Origin of the sequence: Actinomyces oris (assembly GCF_001929375.1) — a bacterium.
Taxonomy (GTDB): Bacteria; Actinomycetota; Actinomycetes; order Actinomycetales; family Actinomycetaceae; genus Actinomyces; species Actinomyces oris_B.
The window spans coordinates 12,220-31,041 of the sequence record NZ_MSGO01000038.1; the positions used below are offsets into that span (position 1 = coordinate 12,220).

The 18,822-nt window shown below is 68.0% G+C and carries 17 protein-coding genes; 7 read left to right on the top strand and 10 right to left on the bottom strand.

Annotated features, from left to right (window positions below):
* Together BKH32_RS08875 and BKH32_RS08880 are read left to right on the top strand one after the other, a co-directional pair.
* Positions 1 to 1,873 (top strand): fumarate reductase/succinate dehydrogenase flavoprotein subunit (locus tag BKH32_RS08875; RefSeq protein WP_256691482.1); only part of this gene is annotated, 1,873 nt, incomplete at its 5' end.
* Complete coding sequence (locus tag BKH32_RS08880) at positions 1,870 to 2,640, top strand: succinate dehydrogenase/fumarate reductase iron-sulfur subunit (protein WP_003789384.1); 771 nt, start codon at positions 1,870 to 1,872, stop codon at positions 2,638 to 2,640. The genes BKH32_RS08875 and BKH32_RS08880, both read left to right, overlap by 4 nt.
* 96 nt (positions 2,641 to 2,736) lie before the next feature.
* Here the strand turns inward: BKH32_RS08880 and BKH32_RS08885 are convergent, their stop codons facing one another.
* The 3 genes from BKH32_RS08885 to BKH32_RS08895 all read right to left on the bottom strand — a co-directional run bounded on the left by BKH32_RS08885 (position 2,737) and on the right by BKH32_RS08895 (position 4,838).
* Positions 2,737 to 3,198: a hypothetical protein gene (locus tag BKH32_RS08885; protein WP_256691486.1), complete on the bottom strand. Its 462-nt coding sequence runs from the start codon at positions 3,196 to 3,198 to the stop codon at positions 2,737 to 2,739.
* A 436-nt stretch (positions 3,199 to 3,634) separates the two neighbouring features.
* On the bottom strand, positions 3,635 to 4,129 hold the full coding sequence (locus BKH32_RS14470) for a hypothetical protein (protein ID WP_256691488.1): 495 nt from the start codon (positions 4,127 to 4,129) through the stop codon (positions 3,635 to 3,637).
* A 91-nt stretch (positions 4,130 to 4,220) separates the two neighbouring features.
* Entirely contained in the window at positions 4,221 to 4,838 is a 618-nt protein-coding gene (locus BKH32_RS08895; RefSeq protein ID WP_075249841.1) for a DNA-3-methyladenine glycosylase I, read from the bottom strand.
* A gap of 157 nt (positions 4,839 to 4,995) precedes the next feature.
* On the opposite strand from BKH32_RS08895, the gene tsaD reads away from it, so the two are divergent.
* The gene (gene tsaD, locus BKH32_RS08900; RefSeq protein WP_075249680.1) at positions 4,996 to 6,042 is read left to right on the top strand and encodes a tRNA (adenosine(37)-N6)-threonylcarbamoyltransferase complex transferase subunit TsaD; all 1,047 of its coding nucleotides are present in this window, start codon (positions 4,996 to 4,998) and stop codon (positions 6,040 to 6,042) included.
* On the opposite strand, the gene BKH32_RS08905 is transcribed toward tsaD, so the two are convergent.
* A complete protein-coding gene (locus BKH32_RS08905) occupies positions 5,953 to 6,735 on the bottom strand; it encodes a TetR/AcrR family transcriptional regulator (protein ID WP_075249682.1) in 783 nt (260 codons plus the stop codon). The genes tsaD and BKH32_RS08905 overlap by 90 nt on opposite strands.
* A gap of 120 nt (positions 6,736 to 6,855) precedes the next feature.
* On the opposite strand from BKH32_RS08905, the gene BKH32_RS08910 reads away from it, so the two are divergent.
* Entirely contained in the window at positions 6,856 to 10,662 is a 3,807-nt protein-coding gene (locus BKH32_RS08910) for an ABC transporter ATP-binding protein (protein WP_075249684.1), read from the top strand.
* Positions 10,663 to 10,714: 52 nt separating this feature from the next.
* Here the strand turns inward: BKH32_RS08910 and BKH32_RS13625 are convergent, their stop codons facing one another.
* Positions 10,715 to 11,098 (bottom strand): hypothetical protein, encoded by a 384-nt coding sequence (locus BKH32_RS13625; RefSeq protein WP_143222781.1) that lies wholly within the window; start codon positions 11,096 to 11,098, stop codon positions 10,715 to 10,717.
* 538 nt (positions 11,099 to 11,636) lie between these two features.
* Here BKH32_RS13625 and BKH32_RS14475 point away from each other — a divergent pair.
* A complete protein-coding gene (locus BKH32_RS14475) occupies positions 11,637 to 12,068 on the top strand; it encodes a transposase family protein (RefSeq protein ID WP_256691550.1) in 432 nt (143 codons plus the stop codon).
* On the opposite strand, the gene BKH32_RS08925 is transcribed toward BKH32_RS14475, so the two are convergent.
* From BKH32_RS08925 to BKH32_RS08940, 4 genes are all read right to left on the bottom strand, one after another.
* Positions 12,048 to 12,638 (bottom strand): hypothetical protein, encoded by a 591-nt coding sequence (locus BKH32_RS08925; RefSeq protein WP_143222782.1) that lies wholly within the window; start codon positions 12,636 to 12,638, stop codon positions 12,048 to 12,050. The genes BKH32_RS14475 and BKH32_RS08925 overlap by 21 nt on opposite strands.
* 184 nt (positions 12,639 to 12,822) lie before the next feature.
* Positions 12,823 to 13,317, bottom strand: a complete 495-nt coding sequence (locus tag BKH32_RS08930) for a hypothetical protein (protein WP_143222783.1) — start codon at positions 13,315 to 13,317, stop codon at positions 12,823 to 12,825.
* 644 nt (positions 13,318 to 13,961) lie between these two features.
* Complete coding sequence (locus BKH32_RS08935; protein WP_075249692.1) at positions 13,962 to 15,194, bottom strand: glutamate--cysteine ligase; 1,233 nt, start codon at positions 15,192 to 15,194, stop codon at positions 13,962 to 13,964.
* Positions 15,195 to 15,267: 73 nt separating this feature from the next.
* Positions 15,268 to 16,536: a class I SAM-dependent methyltransferase gene (locus tag BKH32_RS08940; RefSeq protein WP_075249694.1), complete on the bottom strand. Its 1,269-nt coding sequence runs from the start codon at positions 16,534 to 16,536 to the stop codon at positions 15,268 to 15,270.
* Positions 16,537 to 16,735: 199 nt separating this feature from the next.
* On the opposite strand from BKH32_RS08940, the gene BKH32_RS08945 reads away from it, so the two are divergent.
* Both BKH32_RS08945 and groES read left to right on the top strand, forming a co-directional pair.
* On the top strand, positions 16,736 to 17,542 hold the full coding sequence (locus BKH32_RS08945; protein ID WP_081376764.1) for an ElyC/SanA/YdcF family protein: 807 nt from the start codon (positions 16,736 to 16,738) through the stop codon (positions 17,540 to 17,542).
* 249 nt (positions 17,543 to 17,791) lie between these two features.
* Positions 17,792 to 18,088 carry a co-chaperone GroES gene (gene groES / locus BKH32_RS08950; protein WP_075249696.1) on the top strand — a complete coding sequence of 99 codons (297 nt, stop codon included), beginning with the start codon at positions 17,792 to 17,794 and terminating at the stop codon, positions 18,086 to 18,088.
* Between the two features lie 177 nt (positions 18,089 to 18,265).
* Here groES and BKH32_RS08955 read toward each other — a convergent pair whose 3' ends face one another.
* The gene (locus BKH32_RS08955) at positions 18,266 to 18,568 is read right to left on the bottom strand and encodes a WhiB family transcriptional regulator (RefSeq protein WP_075249698.1); all 303 of its coding nucleotides are present in this window, start codon (positions 18,566 to 18,568) and stop codon (positions 18,266 to 18,268) included.
* Positions 18,569 to 18,822: the final 254 nt, after the last annotated feature.

Genomic DNA, 18,822 nt, shown 5'->3' on the forward strand with positions numbered 1-18,822 from the left:
CAACCGCCGCAAGCTGGACATCATCATCGTCGGCTCCGGCCTGGCGGGCGGCGCCGCGGCCGCCTCCCTGGGCGAGCAGGGCTACAACGTCAAGGTCTTCTTCTACCAGGACTCGGCCCGCCGCGCGCACTCCATCGCCGCCCAGGGCGGTATCAACGCCGCGAAGAACTACCGCAACGACGGGGACTCCGTCTACCGGCTCTTCTACGACACGGTCAAGGGCGGTGACTACCGCGCCCGCGAGGACAACGTCTACCGCCTGGCGGAGGTCAGCGCCAACATCATCGACCAGTGCGTGGCCCAGGGCGTCCCCTTCGCCCGCGAGTACGGCGGCCTGCTGGACAACCGCTCCTTCGGCGGTGTGCAGGTCTCCCGCACCTTCTACGCCCGCGGCCAGACCGGTCAGCAGCTCCTCATCGGCGCCTACCAGGCCCTCGAGCGTCAGGTGCACGCCGGCACGGTCAAGGAGTTCCGTCGCCACGAGATGGTCGAGCTCATCATCGTCGACGGCCGTGCCCGCGGCATCGTCACCCGCGACATGGTCTCCGGGAAGATCGAGACCCACCTGGCCGACGCCGTCGTCCTGGCCAGCGGCGGCTACGGCAACGTGTTCTTCCTGTCCACCAACGCCATGGGCTGCAACACCACCGCCATCTGGCGGGCGCACCGCAAGGGCGCCTACTTCGCCAACCCCTGCTACACGCAGATCCACCCCACCTGTATCCCGCAGTCCGGGGACTTCCAGTCCAAGCTCACCCTCATGAGTGAGTCCCTGCGCAACGACGGACGCATCTGGGTGCCCAAGAAGGCCGAGGACTGCGACAAGGACCCGCGCGACATCCCCGAGGAGGCGCGCGACTACTACCTCGAGCGCATCTACCCGGCCTTCGGCAACCTCGTGCCGCGTGACATCGCCTCCCGCCAGGCCAAGAACATGTGCGACGAGGGGCGCGGCGTGGGACCGGCCATCAAGGAGCGCGACGCCAACGGCAACGAGCGGATGATGCGTCGCGGCGTCTACCTGGACTTCTCCGAGGCCATCAGCCGCCTGGGCAAGGACGCCGTCTCCGCCCGCTACGGCAACCTGTTCGAGATGTACCAGCGCATCACCGGGGACGACCCCTACGAGGTCCCCATGCGCATCTACCCCGCCGTGCACTACACCATGGGTGGCCTGTGGGTGGACTACGACCTGGAGTCCAACGTCCCGGGTCTCTACATCGCCGGAGAGGCCAACTTCTCCGACCACGGAGCCAACCGCCTGGGCGCCTCCGCCCTCATGCAGGGGCTGGCCGACGGCTACTTCGTCCTGCCCGACACCATGAATGACTACCTGGCGGACATGCTGCGCCTGGGCAAGGTCGACCCCAACGCCCCGGAGATCGCCGAGGCCAAGCGCTCCGTCGAGGAGCGCGTCGCCCGCCTCATGGCGCTGCGCGGCACCCGCAGCGTGGACGACTTCCACATGGCCCTGGGCCGCATCATGTGGGAGTACTGCGGAATGGAACGACGCGACGCCGGACTGCGCGACGCCATCGAGCAGATCCGGGCCCTCAAGGAGGAGTTCTGGCGCGACGCCCGCATCACGGGCCAGGCCGACGAGCTCAACCAGGCCCTGGAGAAGGCCGGCCGACTGCTGGACTTCTTCGAGCTGGCCGAGCTCATGTGCATCGACGCCCTGCACCGGCGTGAGTCCTGCGGTGGCCACTTCCGGGCGGAGTCCCAGACTCCCGAGGGTGAGGCCATGCGGCACGACGACGAGTTCCTCTACGTCGCCGCCTGGGAGTGGGGCGGGGAGAACCAGCCGCCGATCCTCCACAAGGAGGACCTCGTCTACAAGGACATCGAGCTCAAGCAGCGGAGTTACAAGTGAACATCAAGCTCAAGATCTGGCGCCAGAAGAACCAGGACTCGAAGGGCCACTTCGAGGAGTACGCCATGAGCGGGATCGAGGAGCACATGAGCTTCCTCGAGGTCCTCGACCTGCTCAACGAGCAGCTCTTCGCCGAGGGCAAGGAGCCGGTGGCCTTCGACTCCGACTGCCGCGAGGGCATCTGCGGTCAGTGCGGTGTGGTCATCAACGGGCAGGCCCACGGGCCCATCCGCTCCACCACCTGCCAGCTGCACATGCGCCACCTGGCGGAGGACCCCTCCTTCAAGGACGGCTCCACTATCACGATCGAACCGTGGCGCTCCACCGGCTTCCCGGTGCTGCGCGACCTCATCGTGGACCGCTCCGCCCTGGACCGCATCGTCCAGGCCGGCGGCTATATCTCGGTCAACACCGGTGGGGCCCCGGAGGCCCACTCGGTGCCCGTGCAGAAGGAGAAGGCCGACGCCGCCTTCGAGGCGGCCGCCTGCATCGGATGCGGCGCCTGCGTGGCGGCCTGCCCCAACGCCTCGGCGATGCTGTTCACCGGTGCGAAGATCTCGCACCTGGGTCTGCTGCCGCAGGGCCAGCCCGAGCGCCTCGCTCGTGTGGTGAGCATGCTCAACCAGCACGACGCCGAGGGCTTCGGCGGCTGCACGAACATCGGCGAGTGCGCGGCCGTGTGCCCCAAGTCGGTTCCGCTCGAGGTCATCTCGCGCCTCAACCGGGATCTCGGCCACGCCCTGTGGAAGGGCCAGCACGCCCACTGATCCATCTGCCTCACTCAGTACCGAGCCGGGCATTTCTCGCGTACCCCAACGGAATTTCTGTAGGGCTACGCGAGAAATGCCCGGCTCGGTGGGTTGTCACCAGCGCATGCCGGTGGGGTGGATGTCGTGGTGGGCGAGCTCGCGGCGGCGCTCGTTGAGGACGGTGTCTTCGGCGTTCCTGCCGTAGCTGTTCTTGCGGTACTTGATGCGGCCGTCGAACTCGCCGACCACCCTGGTGGAGGGCCACAGGAAGTCGAGGCGGTAGGTGTGGTCGTCAATGTGGGTCTCGTGCTGGAGGTCGGGGCGGGGCAGGGTGGCCTGCCACATGCGTACGCGGGAGAGGGACTCGCCGGGGGACTCGGAGCGGGCGTCGGTCAGGTGTGTGGCGGTGCGGGCGCTGCGGATGCCGCGGGCTCCGGTGGCCAGGTGGTCGACGGCGTCGGTCAGCTCGGCGTGGGTGCACAGGCGGGCGGCCAGGGCGGCGTCCATGGCGCACACGCCCTGGGTGAGCCCGCCCCACCGGGCCAGGTCAACGACCGTGTCAGAGATGTTGGACACCAAGACTCCTCTGACCGTTTCCAGTGCGCCGAGCCCGGTTCTCTCCCGACGTTGCAGAAGAGCGGTGCTCGATCGATCCGTGCGACGCCCGAGGCACTGGACCCGTCTCGGGATGCGGCCCACCAGGGGCAGCCCGAGCCACACGGCCGCCGACGCGCCGAGCAGGACCAGGTCCCCGCGGGCCTTGGCCAGTGCGGCCCGGATGAGAGTCAGATGCCGCAGGTCCGGCCTGGCCGCGTTCCACTCCCGCTGCGGGGTATAGACACCAGGACCGATCCGGAACAGACCCGGCGCGGTGCACAAGTGGGAAGCCCCCGCCGCGACGGCGTCGGAGGACAGAAGGAGCGATGGCGCTCTGGAAGAGGCAAGTGCGGGGGTGATACCGGTGGTCATGCCTACCAGCGTGAGGGTTGAGCTCAAGACGTGAGAACTGGCATCAGATGCTTTGTGGACTGGCGGTGTCAAAACTTGGCTGTGGAAACCGGCGCGTACCAGAATCACGCCGCTCGGTGCCCAATCGCGAAGAGGGCATTTTTCGCGTACCCCAACAGAAATTCTGTAGGGCTGCGCGAAGAATGCCCGGCTCGGCGCTAGTGGGTGGTGAAGTCCGCGATGCGGAGGTCACCAGGGCCAGAGGAACACCGACCTCGATGAGGGCGGTCACCAGAGCCGCAGCGCCGGGAATCTCCGCCATGCGTCCTGCGGTTTGCACGATCTCCTCACGTGCGAAGCGCTTGTAGATGGCGTCCTGCTCATCGGCCGTCAGCTCACTCATGCCGTAATCGCGGGCGAAGGAGCTCCACATCGACTCCACGACCGCCGAGGAGTCCACGAGTGTGCCGTCCATGTCGCACAGGACTGCCTCGGTCCGGGCCAGAGGCACCGGCTCCTCAGTGGAGCTGCCCGATGACGACAGCAGTTGAACGGACACGGTGCCTCCTGAGACGAAGCCGACGGAAGAGTGAGGAAACACGGGCACGAGTGTGATTCAGGGTATCAACGAAGGAGGCAGCCAGGCTGGGCTATGCCCACACCCCGGAGGAGCCACGGCGGTGGGAACCGACCAGGTGGGTGTCGATGATCCCGATCGCCTCCATGAGGGCGTGCATCGTCGTCGGGCCGACGAAGCGGAAACCGCGGCGCTTGAGCTCGCGGGACAGGGATGCCGATTGCGGTGACCGTGTGGGGATGTCCGCGAGTCGGTGCGGTCGTGGGGTCGTCTCCGGCTGGTAGGACCACACGAGGCCCGCCAGGCCTACGTCGACGTCACCCGCCTCCCTGAGGCGCAGCGTCGCGCGGGCATTGCCGATGGTGGCCAGGATCTTGGCCCGGTTGCGCACGATCGCGGCATCACCCAGCAGCCGGTCCACGTCCTCCTCCCCGAAGCCGGCCACCGCCTCCGGGACGAATCCGGCGAAGGCCTCACGGAAGGCCGGCCGCTTGCGCAGGATCGTCGCCCAGGACAGGCCCGACTGGAAGGCCTCAAGGCTCAGGCGCTCGAAGACGCCCCGCTCGTCGCGCACCGGCATGCCCCACTCGGTGTCGTAGTACTCGCGCAGCAACGGGTCGGTGGCCGCCCAGACCGGCCTGGCCAGGCCGTCGTCGCCCACCACCAGGTCCGGGTTATCGGGCTCCGTCACGAGTGCCTCCTCATCGGTGATGCGTCTCAGTCGCAGGGTCAGCATCGCGTCCCGGTCGACTCATCCCAACGGTAGCGGTGACGGCGGCCTCGTGGCCCGTGCCGGCTTCACCCAGGCCTTGTGCGTCGCCTACGTCGGCAGACGATAGGCTGGGCCTGTGAGCGACCCCCTCATCCTCGGCATCGAGTCCACCTGCGACGAGACCGGCGTGGCCCTCGTGCGCGGCCGCGAGCTCCTCGCCGACGTCACCGCCACCTCCATGGACCAGTACGCGCGCTTCGGCGGCATCATTCCCGAGATCGCCTCACGCGCCCACCTGGAGTCCTTCCTGCCGACCCTCGACGCCGCGCTGGAGAAGGCCGGTGTCGACCTGGGCGAGGCCGACGCTATCGCCGTGTGCGCCGGTCCCGGACTCATCGGCTCCCTGACCGTCGGCATCTCCGCCGCCAAGGCGCTGGCCGCGAGCCTGAACCGGCCGATCTACGGCGTCAACCACGTCGTCGGCCACCTGGCGGTCGACGAGCTGGTCGACGGTCCCCTGCCGGAGCGCTTCGTCGGACTCATCGTCTCCGGTGGCCACTCGAACCTGCTGAGCATCCGGGACATCGCCACCGACGTCGTCGAGCTCGGTGGCACTCTCGACGACGCCGCCGGTGAGGCCTTCGACAAGGTCGGCCGGCTCCTGGGCCTGCCCTACCCCGGTGGTCCGCACGTGGACCGGCTCTCCCAGGAGGGCGACCGAGGTGCCATCCGCTTCCCCAGGGGGCTGGCCGCGGGCAAGGACAAGGAGCGCCACCGCTACGACTTCTCCTTCTCCGGCCTCAAGACTGCCGTGGCCCGCTATGTGGAGTCCTTGGAGGACTCCGGCCAGAAGGTGCCCAGTGCTGACGTCTGCGCCGCCTTCTCGGAGTCCGTCAACGATTCCCTGACGGCCAAGGCGGTCCAGGCCTGCCTGGACACCGGCTGCGACACGCTCGTCGTCGGGGGCGGCTACTCGGCCAACTCCCGCCTGCGATCCCTGGCCGCCGAGCGCTGCGAGGAGGCCGGCATCACCCTGCGCCTGCCGCCGCTGCGCTTCTGCACCGACAATGGCGCCCAGATCGCGGCCCTGGGGTCAGCGGCCGTGCGAGCCGGCGTCGCCCCCAGTCCCATGGACTTCGCCCCGGACTCGGGGATGCCGCTGGACGTCAGCGTCGCCCACTGACGTCCGCTTCCTTCCAGCGTCCGCTGCGTTCGGGGGCAGACCGGCGGCCACTCCCCGGATGATGATCTCGATCTTGCGGTCCAGGCCGCCGCGCTCCAGCCAGCTCTCGTTGGGTGTCAGCGCCTCGGGCAGGGACGGCCTCCCGACGGCGCCCGCGAACCGGCTGGTCTCCTCCAGCCCCGTGGGCCCGCCCTGCCCGGAGGGGGCCACCGGGGAGCGCATGACCTCGATCTGCGCGTGCGTGGAGATGACGGTGTCGCCGACGAAGTCCAGAACCACCCCGGCCTCCTCGACCCCCAGGCCGCCGTCGACCAGGACCTGGCACGCCTGAGCTACGGGTGCGGCGAAGAGCTGGTGGGCCCACGGCACCCCCATGATGACTCCGGCCAGGCCGGGGTAGCGCTCCAGCATGACCCAGATGGCCTCGGCGTGGGCCCGCACCGCATCGGGCCAGCGCCTCCCGGCTGCCGGGGCGTCGATCTCGGCGGCGATCCTCTCCAGGCAGGCGGCCAACAGGTCCTCACGTGAGGAGATCGTGCGGTACAGCCCGGAGACCGCCACGCCCAGGTGCTTGGCCACTGCCGTGAGCGTGAACTCCGCGATGCCGATCTCGAGGGCGGCATCGACGACGTCGTCACGCGAGAATCCGGGTCTTGGTCCGGTCGGTCGGCCCAGTCGCGTGCGTCGTGTCATGGCAGCACCGTAATGGGCCTTGGCAACTGTTGCTCGCGGTTCCGCGACATGAGTAAGGTGGGCCTTATCGAGTTCTGAAAGTCATTCAGAATTAGGGTCGACGGAGGGGTGGGACACCTGATGAGCACACAGACGCAACCATCGGCTCCAGGAGCCTCGCCGCACTCATCGCCTGCGCTCGCGCCGACGTCGCCGCCCTCAGTCGGAGCAGCAGCACCTGACGACGCGGCTGAGCCGACCCCGCAGGGCAACGCTCAGCGCTCGCGTGAGGGGCAGGCCGCCATCGCCCGCCTCGGCGCCCCCGTGCGCACCCGCCTGCGGATCGGCCAGGTCCTCGTCCTGCTCTCCGCGGTCCTGGCGGTGGCCCCCTACATCGCTCTGGTCCAGCTCGGCGACATCCTGCTGCGCGCCCACCGGGCGGGCCTGAGCCCGGATCCCCGGCAGGTGTCAGGCGCGGTCATGGTGCTCGTGAGCGCCTACTCCACCCGCCTGCTGCTGTACTTCCTGGCGCTGCTCATCACCCACCTGGCCGACCTGTCCCTGCGCGACCGCCTGCGCCGCGACATCGTTGCGCGCATCTCCCACGCCCCGCTGTCCTGGTTCACCGCCTCCACCTCCGGGCGCCTGCGCAAGGCCGTTCAGGACGACACGACTCTGGTCCACACCGTCATCGCCCACGGCCCCGTCGAGCGCCTCAATGCCATCGTCACTCCGCTGGCCCTGCTGGGGTGCGCCTTCTGGATCGACTGGCGTCTGGCCCTGCTGGCCGTCTCCACACTCATCCTCTACGTGCTCACCTACTCGGTGTCCATGCGCGGCATGAACGAGAAGACCGTGGAGATGGACCGCAAGCTGGCCGCCATCTCCTCGGCCATGGTCGAGTTCGTCTCCGGGATCGGCGTGGTCAAGGCCTTCGGGCGCGTCGGGCGCGCCCACTCGGCCTACCTCACCGCCTCCGACGAGTTCTCCGCCTTCTATCGCGCCTGGGCGATGCCCCTGGTGACCGTCACCTGCCTGTCCTTCACCTGGGTCTCCATCCCCGTGCTGCTCCTGGTCAACCTCGGGGGAGGGGCGCTGCTCATCCATGCCGGCGCCGTCACCCTGCCCCAGGTCCTGGCCACAACCCTCGTCGCCCTGGTCCTTCCCGCCGCCCTCATCACCATCGCCTCGATCTCCTGGTCCTACCAGCTGGCCGGGGCGGCGGCCCTGCGGCTGTGTGAGGTCCTCGACACCTCCGTTCTGCCCGCCACCGACCGCCCTGAACAACCCCGTGCCGCGCGCGTCGAGATCGACCACGTCTCCTTCTCCTACGGGGACGTCCTCGCCGTCGACGACGCCTGCCTGACCTTGGAGCCGGGAACCGTGACCGCGCTGCTCGGCCCCTCCGGCTCGGGCAAGTCGACACTGGCGACCCTCATCGCCCGCTTCGCCGACCCCGACGCCGGTGCCGTCCGCATCGGCGGGGCGGACCTGCGGGACATGGACGAGTCCACCCTGTACTCCACCGTCTCCTTCGTTCTCCAGGACGCCCAGCTGCTCGCCACCACCGTGCGGGAGAACATCGCCCTCGGGCGCCCCGAGGCCGACCTGACGCAGGTGCGCGCCGCCGCCCGCGTGGCCCGCATCCACGAGGAGATCATGGCGCTGCCGCAGGGCTACGACACCGTCCTGGGGCAGGACACGGCACTGTCCGGTGGACAGGAGCAGCGCATCGCCATCGCCCGTGCCATCCTGCTGGACACCCCCGTCATCGTGCTCGACGAGGCCACCGCCATGGCCGACCCCGAGTCCGAGGCCGAGATCCAGCAGGCACTGAGTGCCCTGGTCAAGGATCGCACCGTCCTGGTCATCGCCCACCGGCCGGCCGCCGTGCGCGGCGCCGACCGCATCGCCGTCATGGACGGCGGACGCATCGTCGCCGCCGGCTCCCACGACGACCTGGTGGATGAGCCCCACTACCGGGCCCTGCTGCGCCAGGCCGGCGAGCTCAAGGACTCCGCGGAGACGGACAGCCACGACACCGCGACCAGGACGGACGGCCCCGCACTCGCCGACGGTACGGCTGACGATGCGGCCGAGAGCAGCGTTCTTGTACCGGCATCCTCCCGCACCGATGACCGGGGCGGGAGGACCGGGACCGCGCTCCCGGTGCCCTCCACTCCCGGCGGGCCCTCCCAGCCAGCGGACTCCCTGCTGTCCCGCTTCCGCAGGCTCATGACCGACTCCTCCTGGAGACAGACCCGAGGGTGCATCGCCCTGGCGGGAGTCAACGGCGTCCTGGTGGGACTGTCGCTGCTGGTGTTGCTGCCCGCCTCAGTCTCTCTGGCGACCAGTGCCCCCCGATGGGGGCTGTCCTTCGGCGGTTGGCTCGTCGTGCTGGTCGTTCTCGGCGTCGGTGCGGCTGTCTGCGACTTCCAGGGACGGCGCATGGGCATGTCGGGGGCGCTGGGCTTCATGCGCGACGTCCACCACGCGGTGGGCGACCGGATCGCGCGTCTGCCCCTGCGCTGGTTCACCGCCGACTCCGCCGGCGCCCTGTCCCGGGCCGTGAGCCAGGAGATGGTGGCCCTGGGGGAGTCCGCCGCCCACTTCATGTACCTGCTCACCTCCACGACCGCCGCATGCCTGGTCGTCGGGGTCGGCTCCTGGGCCTGGGACTGGCGCCTGGGACTCCTGCTGACGGTGGCCGCGCCCCTGTTCGCCGGACTCGTGCGCCTCTCGCGCCGTCTGCTGGACCGGGGCAAGTCCATCTCCGAGCCCGCCGAGCGCGAGCTCGCCGCCCGCATCGTCGAGATCGCCCGTTGCCAGGGGGCCCTGCGCTCCTGCCGGGCCGCCTCCGGCTACAGCCGCCTCACCGCCGCCTTCGACGACGGGGCTCGCGCCTCCAGGCGCGCCCTGTGGTGGGAATCGGCCGGCAACCTCGTCAACGGCGCGCTGAGCCAGATCCTCGTCGTCGCCATGATCGTCCTGACCTCCTCACTGGCCGCCTCCGGCGCCATGGAGCCGCTGGCGGCCATCGCCGTCATCGGCATGTGCCTGCGCTTCACCACCATGCTCGACGACATCGGAGCAGCCGTGATGGGCGTGGAGGAGCGGCGCCAAATGATGAACCACCTGGACGCCGTCATGGACGCTGAGCTCATGGCCGAGCCGCAGGAGCCCAGCGCGCTGCCCGAGCCGGGGGCCGTCGAGCTCGACGACGTCGTCTTCGGCTACCGCCCCGAGGCACCCGTCCTGACCGGGGTGTCGATGAGCGTGCCCGCACGCACCATGTGCGCGATCGTGGGGCCCTCCGGCAGCGGCAAGACGACCATCGCCCGTCTCATCGCCCGCTTCTGGGACGTGGGCTCGGGAGCCGTGCGAGTCGGCGGTGCTGACGTGCGCGACATGCCGACCACCCAGCTCATGGAGCAGCTCTCCATGGTCTTCCAGGACGTCTACCTCTTCGACGACACCCTGGCCGCCAACATCCGCATCGGCAACCCCGCAGCCGACGACGCCCAGGTGCACTGGGCCGCGGACCTCGCCGGCGTCACGGAGATCGTCGACCGCCTGCCCCGTGGCTGGGGCACGCGCGTAGGAGAGGGCGGGCGGGCCCTGTCCGGCGGTGAGCGCCAGCGCGTCTCCATCGCCCGCGCCCTGCTCAAACAAGCCCCGATCGTCCTTCTCGACGAGGCCACCAGCGCGCTGGACGCCGAGAACGAGGCCAATATCGTCGCCGCGATGCAGGAGCTGCGGCGCACCTCGACCCTCATCGTCATCGCCCACAAGCTCGAGACCATCGCCGCCGCCGACCAGGTCATCGTCCTCAACGATGCCGGACACGTCGCCCAGCACGGGCACCACGATGAGCTCGTGCCCCTCGAGGGGCCCTACCGCAGCTTCTGGGAGCAGCGTACCCGGGCCCGCGGATGGGCGCTCGTGTAGGGCACAAGACATGTGCGGCGGCGAGTCGCGCGTCGCGGGCGGACGACGGCCGCTACCCGAACGAGTGGTATCCGGGGAACCCGTTGTAGATGACGGTCGTCTGGGGCGCCTGAGGCGCAAAAGTATTCGTGGACTCCATGAGAGGCTCGCGCTGCTCCCAGGGGTCGTAGGCCAGAATCTGCATCGCAGTGGTGTACGACTGCTGGACCGCGCTGCTTGAACCGTTCGCGGTCACAACGGTTCCGGGAAGCACCAGCTCCTCCTGATCCAGCTTGAGGCACACGAGACTCATCGTCGTGGGCGCGGGGGATCCGGGGGTGTACTGATTGACCGTCTTGACGGCGACTCGCCCGCTGGCGTTGTCCCAGGGGATGAAACGGCCCGAGGACTTCATCTGCTGAAGCCACAGTCCGCGCCCGTCGACGACGGTTCGCACTGCCGTGACACTGCGATACCTCCAGATCACGAACCAGATGAGGAATCCGAGCAAGGCGAGAAGGAGCAGGCCGAGAACTGCGAACGGCCCAGAAAGAAGGACAAACTTCAGGGAGAAGGGAAGAAGAATCAAAGCCAGCATAATGATGGCGATGGTGACAGGAATGAACTGCCTGTCGATATTGCGGGAGCGGACCTCGAGAGGCTGTGGTGGCAGAAGGGGCGAGACGCACGAGGAGGACATATCTCGAGTGTAGGGAGATCCCCGAGACCCCGCTAAGGGGTGGTCTCCCCAGCAGGGGGTCGGCAAGGTCGGTGGGTGGTTGTCTGATCTCTAGTGGGTCTGGTGTGTTGGTGCGGGTGCGGCGTGACCCGCATGGTGACGATGAAGGCGTCTACTCAATCCCGTCACCAGCGAGGTCACGCCGCCATGTCATCTTCCACGACGAACGCTCTGTCGTGCCAGCCCCTGGTCCAGGTTCTTTAGGAGCGTCACCAACCCACGCGACAGACGCGGAGTGCGCCACAGCCTGCTCACGGTGCTGTCCCTGGCCGTGACCGGAGTGCTGGCCGGCTGTCGCAGCCTGACGGCGATATGGGAGCACGCCACCGACTTGACCGCCGCCGACCTGGAGGTCCTAGGGCTTCAGGCGGGGCAGGCCCTGCCCTCGGAGTCGACCATCCGCCGGGTTCTGCAGGGCCTGGACCCCGCAGACGTTGATGCCCACCTGGAGGACCGCCACCAGCTGCACACCGGCAACGGTCCCGAGAGCATGGCCACTCTACGTAACCTGGCCACCCGGCCTCATCCGCCTGGTCCACGGCGCCGGCATCTCCATCGCCTCAACTACCAGATCCCTGTCACGACAACCCACGCGAGCCATCAAGCTACTCACCCGACCAACCACCTCAACCAACTTTGCCGACCCCTGGTGTTGTCCCTAATGAGACTACGGGTTGAGAGGAAATGAGCGACGGACCAAAGGAGTGAGCGCGTTCTCCGTCTCTACAAGGGGTTCTGTTTGCCCCCAGGGATCGTGCGACAGAATCCGCACGGCAGTCCGATAGTTCTGTCGAGCGATGCCGCTGGGGCCGTCGCTTCGTAGCAGAGTCTCCGGAATCTCAACCTGCTCGTGATCGAGGTTGATCACAATCAGGCTGATCGTGGTGGAGCGTTTGCTGGTGTGTTGCGTCGTGGTCTTGACCATGACGCGCCCGTGAGCCTGCTGCCAGGGGACGAACCGGTGCGCCTGCCGCAGCTCGATACCACGTTCGTCAACGATGGTTCGCATACCGATTGCCATAGCCCCGAGTGAGAAGAACGCCCCGATGAAGCAGATCAGTAGAATTCCGAAGAATATCTGAAACAGGATGATGCCGTTTCCGGAGGATGTGAACACGACGATGTTCAAGGGGATTGCTAATGGGGACAAGAGGACTGATGTGATAAGGAAGGCGTAGAACTTTGCCGTGGTCGCACGTGAACGCAGTACGAGCCTCTTAGTCGATGGGGAGTCAGCGGATGCTGCTGCGGGAATCATGTCCTCAGGGTAGGGATCGTGCCGGTGAGCGTCCACGGGATGGTCTACCCATGCGCCGCATTGGTTCCTCGGCCCGGATCGTTGATGGGCCATGGGAACCTTGCTTATCTGCGCACGGTGGTAGACTGTGCACTCCTGGAGACCTGTTTAGATGATGTTCTGGGGTGCCTGCATGAAGGTGTTCTCAGACTCTATGAGAGGTGCGTGCTGGCCCCGAGGCCCCTGGGAAAAACGGTTCCTCATGATCCATTTTGAGGAATATGAAGCTCATGGTCGCCATATTGGCGTCAGGTGTGTACTGGATCGTCGTCTTGACAGTGATGCGCCCGTGCGCGTCCTCCCAGGGGATGAAGCGCTCGAACTGTTTTGACTGTTGCAATCGCAGGCCCTGGCTGTTGGTAACTGTACGGGCCTTGCGCACTTCGACGATCTTCCATAGGTAGAAGGACGTAACGGCAATGTTTAAAAGTGTCGCGGTCAGCAGCGGAAGCGAGATGGCTACCGCGGGCCCCTTCGATCCCAGGACGGTAAACAGCAGGACGATAAGCAGCCCAAGGAGCAGGCTCATCATAAGGGAAAAAGCGAAGCAGATGATGAGCCTCGTTTCGGTGTTTCGGGACCGCAGGACCAGCGTGTTGGGAAGTGATGAGCTCGGATACTGTGCTGCGGGGAGTGTCATAGCGGAAGTTTAGCGTTGAGCGTCCTCAATGAGGATGGGGACTTCTTTCGTCTCTCAGGAGGTGGAGGGCGCCGGCAGGAAGGGGAAACGGCAAAGCGGGCATCGTCGTCACCGGATGAGGTGCTGAACTCCCGGTGTACTCAGGGAGGGTAATTCACAGACGTAGAAAGTCCGGCGTTTGCCCAGGTCAGAGACAGTTCTTCTTCCCTCGTGAATAAGCCTCCTCGTGTCAGCCTCTTCCGCTGCGGCGCACGCCGACCCCTCCGCACGGGTTCTCACCGCCACCTCGGCAGTACTCCGCGGAAAGCTCGCAGTGATGGTCATGTTCGTGTCGTCGGGATCGTGAGCGTGTGCCTGTGGACGGGGTATCCGGTGGACGTATGCCGCAGTCCCGCAAGCTGCCCGTGATCGCGATCGTGGGCATGGTCGCCTGCGCCCCACGCTGCCGCCGCGGGTGGCGCGCAGGTTGGGGAGGAGCTTCTCCCACGGTCGCACGACGACCCCGATTCCCGCCCTGCTGGGGAATCCCGTCACCGGCATGACCAGCCTCCCGCGTGAGGAGATGAGGCTGCGGACGGGGCGTTCCTGAACCGGCATCGGGGCCCTCAACGCAGGTGATCACAGGCGGGCCGCCGGCATGCACCTCAGGACCTGGCCGCCAGCGAGAGCACCTCGGTGGGGCGCAGGGGCCTGCCCGCACGGGCCTCGGCCAGCAGCAGCCTGACGGCCGCCTCCCGCTGCCCGCCGTAGGCTCTGACCGCGGCGATCTGGCGCTGGTAGGAGGCTCCTGTCTCCAGCGTGGCGCGTACGGAGTCGAGTTCGGCGGCGCAGCCAAGGTCCTCGGCGACGGGAGCGAGCTCGGTGAGCATTCGCTCAACGGTGTCACCCACGAGCTCCTCCTCACCCGCGGAGTTGATCAGGAGGATCGCTTCCATGCCGTAACGGGCCGAGCGCCACTTGTTCTCGGCGACGTACCAGTCCGGCATCGCATCGAGCTCCTCACCCCGGTCCAGGGCGCGGGAGAAGGACTCCACGAGGCACTGGGTCAGTGCCGCGATCCCGGCCAGCTCGGTCAGGTTCGTCGCGGCATCGCAGGCCCGCACCTCGATGGTCCCCAGACGCGGCGAGGGGCGCACGTCCCAACGGATCTCGGTGAAGTCCTCAATGACGCCGGTGTGGACCAGGTCCCCGGTGTAGCTCTCCAGCTGCTCCCAGGTGCTGAACTGCTCGGGGGCGCCGGCGGTGGGCAGCTGCTGGAACATCATGGCCCGGTTGTCGGCGTAGCCCGTGTCCGCCCCCGCCCAGAAGGGCGAGGAGGCGCTCAGGCACTGCAGGTGGGCGGTGCGTGTGAGCAGAGCCTTGAGGATCGGCAGGACCTTGGCCCGGTCCTCAACACCGACGTGGACGTGGGTACCGAAGATGAGCATCTGGTGGCCCCACAGCCGGGTGCGGTCCACCAGGCGTGCGTAGCGCTCGGCATTGGTCACCTTCTGCACCAGCGGGTCGGCGAAGGGGTGGGTCCCGGCCGAGGCCAGGTCCACACGCAGGGGATCGGTGACGGGAAGAACGCGGTCGAAGGCGAGGGCGATGTCCTCCATGCACGCGGCCACGGTCCCGCGTGCCCCGGAGACCAGCTCGATGGTGTTGAGCATCATCTCGCCGTGCACGTGCGGGTCCGGGCCCACCTTCTGGAGGATCTCCTCGGCGCACTGGCGCAGGTCGAGGCTGTCACGGTCGATGAGGGCCAGCTCCCACTCCACCCCCAGCGTGGAGCGGGCCGAGCTGGCGAAGTCAAGAGACTGGGGCCGGTGAGCCGGCGGCAGCTGAGCGTCGGCGGACGCGGCGCTCGGGCTCGTCGTGTCAGTCGTGTCCTGCATGTCCTGGTCTCCTCGGATTCCTCGGGGCCCTCGCGGGTGCTGACAGGGGTCTCTCGTCGCGGGAAGGGGGCTGTTACGTCGGTGAGTGAGCCGATGAGGCGCCGGTGATCGGTTCGACGACGAGAACGGCGCCCTTAGCCTTGTCTCCCACCCGGGTCAGGATCCAGGTCTCCGACTCCTGACCGTTGAGCCTCAGCGAGGCGCGCAGGGCGTCGGGGGAGACGTCGACTCCGCGCTTGAGGATCTCCAGGCTCCCGATTCCGAGCTCGCGGCCACGGGAGCGCAGGGCCTTGAGCCGTAGCGGCAGGACCTCGGTGAGCCGGAAGGAGCGCACGAAGGGGGCGGTCGCCTCGTCGGGGAGGCGCTCTCCCGTGAGGTAGCCGATCCGGGGCCCCACCGGCCTGGCGTCCAGGGCCTGGCAGAGGTGGGCGACGAGCCCGGCGCGCACGGCGGCGCCGTCGGGAACGTGGATGATGCTGCCCAGGTCGTCGGGCGAGCCTATCGGGTCGACCTGGACCGGCGGCTGCGAGGGGTCGGAGGTGCTGGGGTCGACCAGCGTGCAGGCGCTCGCACCATCGGTCCCTGAGCGCAGGATCAGGGCGGAGCGCCCCGGCCCCTCCGGCGCCAACGGTCCGCACCAGATGGCCGCCTCGACGACGTCGCCGTCCACGCTCACCCACTGGGTGTGGGTGTCCGACGGCAGCGCGGCGTGGTCGATACCGGGAGCGACCTTGATGCCGAGGGCGGGCACGGACTCACGTAGCGCGAGCACCTGCGACAGGGCCGGCGACCACTGCTCCGGGTCGGTGATGCGCCGCCCCTCGGCGCGGCGGGCGGGGTCGGCGAAGACGGCGTCCACCCCCCGTGCGACCAGGTCGATCTCCAGGGCGTCGGCGCACTCGACGCTCGCATGGGGGAAGGGCATGAGGTTGATGGTGGCCAGGGCGGCCGTGGCCTCGTCGCGGTCGACGGCGAGCACCGGCAGGTCGAGCCCGGCCAGGGCGACGGCGTCGCCCCCGATCCCGCAGCCCAGGTCCGCGACCTTCGACACGCCCGCGGCCGCGTAACGGGCCGCATGGTGGGCCGAGACCGTCAGCCGGGTGGCCTGCTCCAGGCCGTCGGCGGTGAAGAGCATCTGCTGGGCGAAGGGGCCGAACTTCGCTGCGGCCCGCTCGCGCAGGCGCTGCTGCGTCAGTGCGGCCGCCACCAGAGCGGGGGAGTGGCCCTCCTCGCGCAGGGAGCGTCCCAGGGACAGGGCCTCGGAGGGGTCGTAGGGGGGCAGGGAGGACAGAAGCTCCCAGCCCTCGGGGGTCAGCAGGAGCGCGACGTGGTTCTCAGCCATCACCCCCGATCATTCCATGCAGAACCTGCCTGCGGGCGTGATGTTCACTGGGTGGAGCGCGGGGAGGCGGCGTGGGGCCTGTCGGACAGGCGAGCGGGCAGGTGGGGCGCCGTGCGTGTAGCCGTGGGTAGTGTGGTGACCGATGTCCGCATGCCTGCGGAGCCGGACGGCCTTGGACGGGACGATGGATAGGGGATTGATGACTGACGAGGAACCGCAGCTCGGGGATGGCGCCGATCCCGGCACCGTCGTCGACCGCGAGGGCGCCGGTGGGGACAACCCGCTGCAGGGGTCTCGCACCACGAGCCGCTGCAGGGCCCTGCTGCGCCGTCTGGTGCGGGTCTCAGTGGTCGTCGTCGGAGTCCTGGGGCTCATCACGGCCGGGGCCAGTATCTGGGCCTGGACCGTCAGCGCCGGGCATATCGAGATCGCCGGTGGAAGCCACGGCGGCAAAGAGGCGGCCAGCGCGCCGGTGGCGATCGTCCTGGGGGCGGCCGTTCACGCCGACGGGCGGCCCTCGCCCTGGTTGGCCTACCGGCTCGATGTTGCCGCCGACCTCTACACCAGCGGGCGTGTCGAGGCGATCCTGGTCTCCGGGGACAACCGGCGCGTCGGCTACGACGAGCCCACCGCCATGCGCGACTACCTCGTCTCCAAGGGAATCCCCCACCAGGCGATCGCCCTGGACTACGCGGGCTTCGACACCTACGACACCTGTGTGCGGGCCCGCAGGATCTTCGGGATCGAACGCGCCCTGCTCGTGACCCAGGACTTCCACGAGCCGCGCGCGGTCGCCATCTGCCGCACGGTCGGTGTCAGCGTCGACGGCGTCGGTGACTCGCGTGCCCGTGGCGACCGCACCACCTGGACAGTCAGCTGGGTGCGTGAGCGTCCGGCCACGATCAAGGCCGTCGTCGACGTCGTCTCCCGACGGGACCCGACCCTGGGGCGCCAAGAGACGAGTGTCGGGGAGGCCATCGCCTGGACCCGGGAGCACCGGCGCTGACGAGGGCTGACGCCCACGGCGAAACCGCCGCCACGCTTTGGCACTCGCGTTGACTGAGTGCTAATGCCGTCGTAGATTCTCCGTCAGGCGCAGCGGAGTGCTCGCCCGGTCCTGGGACGCGGGCGGGCACCTTCTGCGACTCGCACTCCTGCATCGTGCCGGACCGGCCCCCGCGACGGCGGTCGGGCACGCCTGGGGAGGGCGAACAAGCCGTTCTACTGCACGTTGAAGAGAAGGAGGAGGTCTCCAATGTCGATCTCCATCAAGCCGCTCGAGGACCGTATCGTCGTCCAGGCCGCTGAGGCCGAGCAGACCACCGCATCGGGCCTGGTCATCCCCGACACCGCCAAGGAGAAGCCCCAGGAGGGCAAGGTCGTGGCCGTGGGCCCGGGCCGCGTCGATGACTCCGGCAACCGCGTGCCCGTCGACGTCGCCGAGGGTGACGTCGTCATCTACTCCAAGTACGGGGGCACCGAGGTCAGCTACGCCGGTGAGGACTACCTCATCCTGTCGGCGCGTGACGTCCTGGCGGTCGTCACCAAGTGACTCGTTGAGGCCGTGTGCGCCGCCCGGCGCCACGGCACGTTGAAGGGGGAGGCGCCTTGGGGTGCCTCCCCCTTCAACGTGCGCGTACAGTGCCTGCTGCATGTAAGCGGCATGTCCGGACGATTGTCTTGAGCTGGGAGCGTCCGTGCTGTCGATTCCCTGAAACAGGGTGGAGCGTTAGGCCGGCTCGTCGGCGAAACGGCGTGCCTGCCGCTCGTAGTAAGCGCGCCGCTCCTCCTCGCTCATGCCTCCCCAGACGCCATAGGGCTCGCGAGTGCTCAGGGCGTGGTCCCGGCACTCCTCCAGGACGGGGCAGTCCTGACAAATGGCCTTTGCTCGTTCGTCGCGTCGTCGACGGGAACCGCCTCTCTCTCCTTCGGGGTGGAAGAAAACCGAGGAGTCCATGCCGAGGCAGGTCCCCCGGTACTGCCACTCCCAGAGGGTGGAGATCGGGCCGGGCAGACGCGATGAGTCGTGCATTGCCTCCCTTCCCTCCTTTGGATATGGCGGTCGGGCACACCGAACTTGATGTGCTATATCTAACGATAAGATCGCGCGGTGCGTTAATCAAGGCGAAACATTCTATCTCACAACGAAATTTTCTCCAGATTTGCTGCACGTCTGTGTTCGGACTGTCTGAAAACGTGTGCCAGAATATGACGCTCGAATAGCAGAAACGTTTTGTGAATGATGTTTGTCTGAAGAGTGTCTTTTTTCTGAAACGTTCCGCATTC

Coding starts and splice junctions, on each gene's coding strand:
- BKH32_RS08905 (WP_075249682.1), bottom strand. CDS start 6,735: ATGACACGACGCACGCGACTGGGCCGACCGACCGGACCAAGACCCGGA.
- BKH32_RS08945 (WP_081376764.1), top strand. CDS start 16,736: ATGACTGACGAGGAACCGCAGCTCGGGGATGGCGCCGATCCCGGCACC.
- BKH32_RS08955 (WP_075249698.1), bottom strand. CDS start 18,568: ATGCACGACTCATCGCGTCTGCCCGGCCCGATCTCCACCCTCTGGGAG.
- BKH32_RS08930 (WP_143222783.1), bottom strand. CDS start 13,317: ATGACACTCCCCGCAGCACAGTATCCGAGCTCATCACTTCCCAACACG.
- BKH32_RS08935 (WP_075249692.1), bottom strand. CDS start 15,194: ATGCAGGACACGACTGACACGACGAGCCCGAGCGCCGCGTCCGCCGAC.
- groES (WP_075249696.1), top strand. CDS start 17,792: ATGTCGATCTCCATCAAGCCGCTCGAGGACCGTATCGTCGTCCAGGCC.
- BKH32_RS08940 (WP_075249694.1), bottom strand. CDS start 16,536: ATGGCTGAGAACCACGTCGCGCTCCTGCTGACCCCCGAGGGCTGGGAG.
- BKH32_RS08910 (WP_075249684.1), top strand. CDS start 6,856: ATGAGCACACAGACGCAACCATCGGCTCCAGGAGCCTCGCCGCACTCA.
- BKH32_RS08925 (WP_143222782.1), bottom strand. CDS start 12,638: ATGATTCCCGCAGCAGCATCCGCTGACTCCCCATCGACTAAGAGGCTC.